Raw genomic sequence first — 5,036 nt, forward strand, 5'->3', positions numbered from 1 at the left:
CTTCCACGGCGCCTTCGATCCCGCATCCTCGGCGGGTTCGTCCGACATGCCTCCCCCCGAGAACCCACCGGCGCACCCGACCCCGCGACAAGCCGCCTCGGCGGCTCACGGGCATGACGCGGACGGCGTGGGCGGCCGGGTGGTCGCGGAGTTGCGGGACGTCCGGGTGGGCGATCGGCTCCACGTGCCCGCGCTGACGATCAGGGCCGGTGACCGGCTGCTGGTCAGGGGCGCCAACGGAGCGGGCAAGACCACGCTCCTGCGCGCCGTCGCCGCGCACGCCCGCGACACCGAGGTCGGCTACCTGGCCCAGGAGGTCGCCTTCGACCCCGGCCTGACGGTGCTGCAGGCGTACGGCGGGCGGGGCCACCCCGACGAGCGCCGCGCCGCGCTGCTGCGCACCGGCCTGTTCCGCGCCTCCGTGCTCGACCGGCGCGTGGGCACGCTCTCGGTCGGGCAACGACGCCGGCTGGCGCTGGCCCGCCTGCTGGCCGGGCAGCACGACCTGCTGCTCCTCGACGAGCCCACCAACCACCTTTCGCCCGTACTGGCCGAAGAGCTGGAGCGGGCGCTCGACGCCTACCGGGGCGCGCTCGTCGTCGTGTCACACGACCGCGCCCTGGTCCGCCGCTTCCGCGGCACCGTGATCACACTGACCGGAGGACGCATCTCGTGACCGACCTGACCATGATCGAGGCGGGCTCTCCGTACGGCATCGCCACGGGCCCCGACGGGGCGCTGTGGTTCACGCTCGTCCACGAGGGGCGGGTCGGCAGGCTGGTGCCCGGGCAGGAGCCCGTGATCCACCAGCTCGACCCGGCCGACGGGCAGCCCACGGTGATCGCGCCGGGGCCCGACGGGGCGATGTGGTTCACGGAGGGGAAGGGCGGCCGGGTCTGCCGCATCACCCCCGACGGCCGGGTGACGGCTCATGCGGCCGACACCCCGTACGGCATCACGGCGGGCCCCGACGGTGCCATGTGGTTCACGGAGATGCGGCCCGGCAGGGTCGGGCGCATCGGCGCCGACGGGGTCCTGACCGAGTTCGCGGTGCCGGTGGAGGGCGGGATGCCCGCCTTCATCGCGACGGGGCCCGACGACGCGCTCTGGTTCACCCTCAACCAGGGCAACGCCGTCGGCCGGTTGTCACCGGCGGGCGAGGTGGCCGTCCATCCACTGCCCACGGAGGGCGCCGCGCCGGTGGGCATCACGCGGGGGCCTGACGACGCGCTGTGGTTCGTCGAGATCGGCGCCGGGCAGATCGGGCGGATCGACATGGCCGGCAAGATCACCGAGTTTCCGCTCCCCGACCGTGCGGCCCGCCCTCACGCCATCATCACCGGCCCCGACGACGCCCTCTGGTTCACCGAATGGGCCACCGGCCGTCTCGGCCGCATCTCCGTTGACGGCACCATCGACGAACACCCTCTCCCCCGACCACCCCACGCCCCATCCCTCGACGTCGAGCCCCACGGCCTCACCGTCGGCCCCGACGGCGCCATCTGGACAGCCCTCGAATCCGGCGCCCTGGCCCGCCTCCCCTGACCACCCGTCTTCTCAGCCTGCGACGATCCCCGACAACCACGCGAACCGGCACCGGCCATCAAGGGTTCCTCGGTGGCGCGTTGCACCCGGGGTCGCGCCGGCCCGTTCACGCCCTGGAACCGAACTGGGCGGGCTCTCCCGACGCCCGCCCAGCCCAGACCCAGGTCGGCTACACCGCCCCGCCCCGGTGGTGAGAGCGATCTCGTCGATGCGCAACGAGGCGTCCAGCTCCCAGCCGTCCGCGCCGCGCAGCGCGGACGGGGTGTCGTGCTCGTCCACCACGACCGCGACCTCCTCACCGCGGGTGTGCGGCTGCTGGACCAGGTCGGACAGCGACAGGGAGAACGGCACAGTTCGTCCAGCACCGCCCGCTGGGTGCGCGGCAGGTCGAGGCCGACTTCTGGATGCCGGTGGATGTCCCGCCGCAGCCGTACCAGGTCGTCCTGCAGGGCTGCGGCGTCGTCGCGCAGCCGGTCCGGCAGAGCCATCGAGGTGTTCCCATCGTCAGGCCGGCAGAGCCCCTGCCGGCGCCGGATTTCGTACGGAGTGCGCCTTGCCGCCGCACGCCGCTCCAAGGCCGGTGGTCGGACGCGCCGTACCGCCGAAGCCTCACACGGCCCAGCAGGCAGGACCGCCGCCGCCCGGCGAACGCGCGTCGGCCCGTCCGGGAAGCGGGAGACCCACGGCGACGGGTGCGGTGCTGGACGACGCGCATTGCGGTAGGAAGGTGGCATGGAGTCTGACTTAGTCGCCCGCGCTCTCCGCACGACCGGTTTCGTGGCCCGGCTGGCGCTGTTGCTCTCCCTGCTCGTGGGCCTGGTGGTGTCCACCGCCGTGTCCTTTCCGTCTGCGCGGACGCTGGAGCGGTTCCGTAGCGCGGTGCTGGCCGGCGAGGTCGAGCGCATCGACTACTGGACGGAGAACGAGGGCGCGCTGACGTCCCTGGTGTGGTCGGAGTCGCCGTTGGCCTGGCACCGCGTGGAGGGCCCGATCGTGGATCTCGAAGGGCCGTACACGACCGCCCTCCTCATGGCCGACCTGCGAAACGCGCCTGACCCGCCGGTCTTGGTCATGCAGAGGCCGTGGATGGAGTCCTCCGGCAACGGGTTCTTCCCCGACTGGCCCTTCGCCTCTCCCGGCGGCTGGTGGATCGGCGCCGCCTGGATACTCGCCTTCCTTGCCATGCTCTGCTCCACCCCGCGTCTCGCCAACCGGTGGGCGTGGTTCTGGCTGTTCACCGTCGGCCAGATCGGCGTGTTCCTCTTCCTCGTGCTGGAACCCAGACCCCTGTGGCGACGGCACGGCGAAGAGCTCGCCCCGTCCAAACGGGTGAACGGGCGCAGCGGCTGCGGATATTCGATCCTGCTGGCCATCGTCTCCATGGCCGTCGCCGTCGCGATCGGGCGGCTCGTCGAACTGGCCGTGGGCTGACGTTCACCGCAGGCGTGCCCGGCCGGTGCGAGGAGGAGGGTGGGTGTGGTGTGCGGGAGTGAGGGCGGGTTGACTATGCGGTATGCATGCCATCATCGTCTCCGCCCAGGGCGGGCCCGAGGTTCTCGAATACGTTGAGCGTCCCGATCCGGTTCCCGGTGAGGGCGAGGTCGTGGTCGACGTCGCCGCCAGCGGGGTGAACTTCATCGACATCTACCACCGCTCCGGTGCGTACAAGCTCGACCTGCCCACCCCCATCGGGTCAGAAGGGGCCGGGACGGTGTCCGCCGTCGGGCCCGGGGTGGAGGGCGTCGCCGTGGGCGACACCGTCGCGTGGGCCAACGTGATCGGCAGTTACGCCGAGAAGGCGGTCGTGCCGGCCAAGCGGGTGGTGCCGGTGCCGGAGGGCGTGTCCGCCGAGGTGGCGGCCGCGGCGATGCTGCAGGGCATGACCGCCCACTACCTCACCCACTCCACCCACGAGGTACGCGAGGGCGACCGGGTGCTGATCCACGCCGGCGCCGGCGGGATGGGGCAGCTGCTCATCCAGCTCGCCAAGCTGAAGGGCGCCAAGGTCTACACGACCGTGTCCACGAGCGAGAAGGAGAAGCTCGCCCGGGAGGCCGGCGCGGACGAGGTGCTGCGTTACGACGACTTCGTCGAGCCTCTGCGCCGCTCGATCGACGTCGTGTACGACGGCGTCGGCAGGACCACGTTCGACGGCGGCCTGGAGGTGCTGCGCCCGCGCGGCCTCATGGCCCTGTACGGCGCCGCCAGCGGCCCCGTCCCGCCGGTCGATCCGCAGATCCTCAACAGCAAGGGCTCGCTCTTCCTGACCAGGCCGACGCTGATCCACCACATCGCCGACCGGGAGGAGCTGCTCTGGCGGGCCTCCGACCTGTTCGGCTGGATCGCCTCCGGGCACCTGCGGATCTCCATCTCCCACCGCTATCCGCTGACCGAGGCGCGGCAGGCGCACGAGGACCTGGCAGGTCGCCGGACGACCGGGAAACTCCTCCTCATACCCTGACGTTCATGGACATCGCAGGATCAATGTGGTCGTTCGCCGCCGTTGTGGCGCTGCTGACGGTGACGCCCGGCCTCGACACGGCCCTGGTCCTGCGCACGTCGCTGCTGGCCGGCCGGCGTCCGGCCTGGGGGGTGACGCTGGGCATCCAGCTCGGCACGCTCACCTGGGGCCTGCTCACCGCGGCCGGGCTGTCGGCGCTGCTGGCCGCCTCCGCGACGGCGTACGAGGTGCTGCGCTGGGCGGGGGCGGCGTACCTGGTGTGGATGGGGCTGCGCATGCTGCTCGCGCGGCCCGGCCCCGGCCACGGCGAGCCGGAGGCCGAGGAGGTGCGTTTCGGCGCCGGGCTGCGGCGCGGGCTGCTGACGAACCTGCTCAACCCCAAGGTGGGGGCGTTCTACGTGGCGATGTTGCCGCAGTTCATCCCCGAGGGGGCGCCGCACGCGCTGATGGGGCTGGCGCTGGCGGGCGTGCACGCGGCCGAGGGGGTGCTGTGGAGCGCGCTGCTGATCCTGTTCGCGTCGTGGATGAGCGGGTTCCTGCGCTCGCCCCGGGTGCGGCTGTTCCTCGACCGGCTCACCGGCGTGGTGATCGTGGGCTTCGGCGTCCGCCTCGCCGTCAGTGAGACGTGAAGCCCTTGGGCCAGCCCAGCAGGCGGGCGCCGAGGACGGCGGTCTCCAGGGTGAAGCGCTGCGTCGCGTCGTCCGGGGAGAAACCGGTCAGCCGCCGGATCCGTTCCAGCCGGTACGTCACCGCCCGCACGCTCAGCCCCAGCCGCCGGGCCGCGGCCGCCTGGTTGCCGTGCGAGGCGAAGACGGCCTCCAGGGTCTCCAGCAGCGGCTCGTGCCCGCCGCGGGCGCCGAGCAGCGGGTTCAGCACGCTGGTCACCAGGTCTTCGATGGCGCCCCTGTCGCGCAGCAGCACGGGGAAGACGAGCAGGTCGGCGGCCTTGACCACGTCGAGCGTCAGCCCGAGCCCGTCGGCCAGCTCCAGGGCCTGCGCTGCCTCCCGGTAGGAGGCCACCACGCCGCCC

7 protein-coding genes are annotated in these 5,036 nt (G+C 72.6%); 5 read left to right on the forward strand and 2 right to left on the reverse strand.

The annotated features are described in order from the left end of the window. Together C1J01_RS46125 and C1J01_RS46130 are read left to right on the forward strand one after the other, a co-directional pair. The coding region (locus C1J01_RS46125) for an ATP-binding cassette domain-containing protein (protein WP_146615992.1) at positions 1-676 on the forward strand (676 nt) is incomplete at its 5' end. Between the two features lie 11 nt (positions 677-687). Next, positions 688-1,545, forward strand: coding sequence for a Vgb family protein (locus C1J01_RS46130; protein ID WP_111185331.1), 858 nt, complete (start codon positions 688-690; stop codon positions 1,543-1,545). Between the two features lie 12 nt (positions 1,546-1,557). Here the strand turns inward: C1J01_RS46130 and C1J01_RS50725 are convergent, their stop codons facing one another. Beyond that, on the reverse strand, positions 1,558-1,896 hold the full coding sequence (locus C1J01_RS50725; protein ID WP_181449334.1) for a hypothetical protein: 339 nt from the start codon (positions 1,894-1,896) through the stop codon (positions 1,558-1,560). Between the two features lie 381 nt (positions 1,897-2,277). Between C1J01_RS50725 and C1J01_RS46135 the strand changes: the two genes are divergently transcribed. From C1J01_RS46135 to C1J01_RS46145, 3 genes are all read left to right on the forward strand, one after another. After that, on the forward strand, positions 2,278-2,976 hold the full coding sequence (locus C1J01_RS46135; protein WP_111185328.1) for a hypothetical protein: 699 nt from the start codon (positions 2,278-2,280) through the stop codon (positions 2,974-2,976). Between the two features lie 82 nt (positions 2,977-3,058). Further along, complete coding sequence (locus tag C1J01_RS46140; protein ID WP_111185329.1) at positions 3,059-4,006, forward strand: quinone oxidoreductase family protein; 948 nt, start codon at positions 3,059-3,061, stop codon at positions 4,004-4,006. Positions 4,007-4,011: 5 nt separating this feature from the next. Beyond that, positions 4,012-4,635, forward strand: coding sequence for a LysE family translocator (locus C1J01_RS46145; protein WP_111185330.1), 624 nt, complete (start codon positions 4,012-4,014; stop codon positions 4,633-4,635). Here the strand turns inward: C1J01_RS46145 and C1J01_RS46150 are convergent. Further along, positions 4,622-5,036 (reverse strand): PucR family transcriptional regulator (locus tag C1J01_RS46150; protein WP_181449335.1); only part of this gene is annotated, 415 nt, incomplete at its 5' end. The genes C1J01_RS46145 and C1J01_RS46150 overlap by 14 nt on opposite strands.

Source organism: Nonomuraea aridisoli (assembly GCF_003236395.1).
Taxonomy (GTDB): domain Bacteria; phylum Actinomycetota; class Actinomycetes; order Streptosporangiales; family Streptosporangiaceae; genus Nonomuraea; species Nonomuraea aridisoli.

Excerpts from the sequence above, each read along its gene's own strand:
- C1J01_RS46130 (WP_111185331.1), top strand. The coding sequence starts at position 688 with ATGATCGAGGCGGGCTCTCCGTACGGCATCGCCACGGGCCCCGACGGG.
- C1J01_RS46145 (WP_111185330.1), top strand. The coding sequence starts at position 4,012 with ATGGACATCGCAGGATCAATGTGGTCGTTCGCCGCCGTTGTGGCGCTG.
- C1J01_RS46140 (WP_111185329.1), top strand. The coding sequence starts at position 3,059 with ATGCATGCCATCATCGTCTCCGCCCAGGGCGGGCCCGAGGTTCTCGAA.
- C1J01_RS46135 (WP_111185328.1), top strand. The coding sequence starts at position 2,278 with ATGGAGTCTGACTTAGTCGCCCGCGCTCTCCGCACGACCGGTTTCGTG.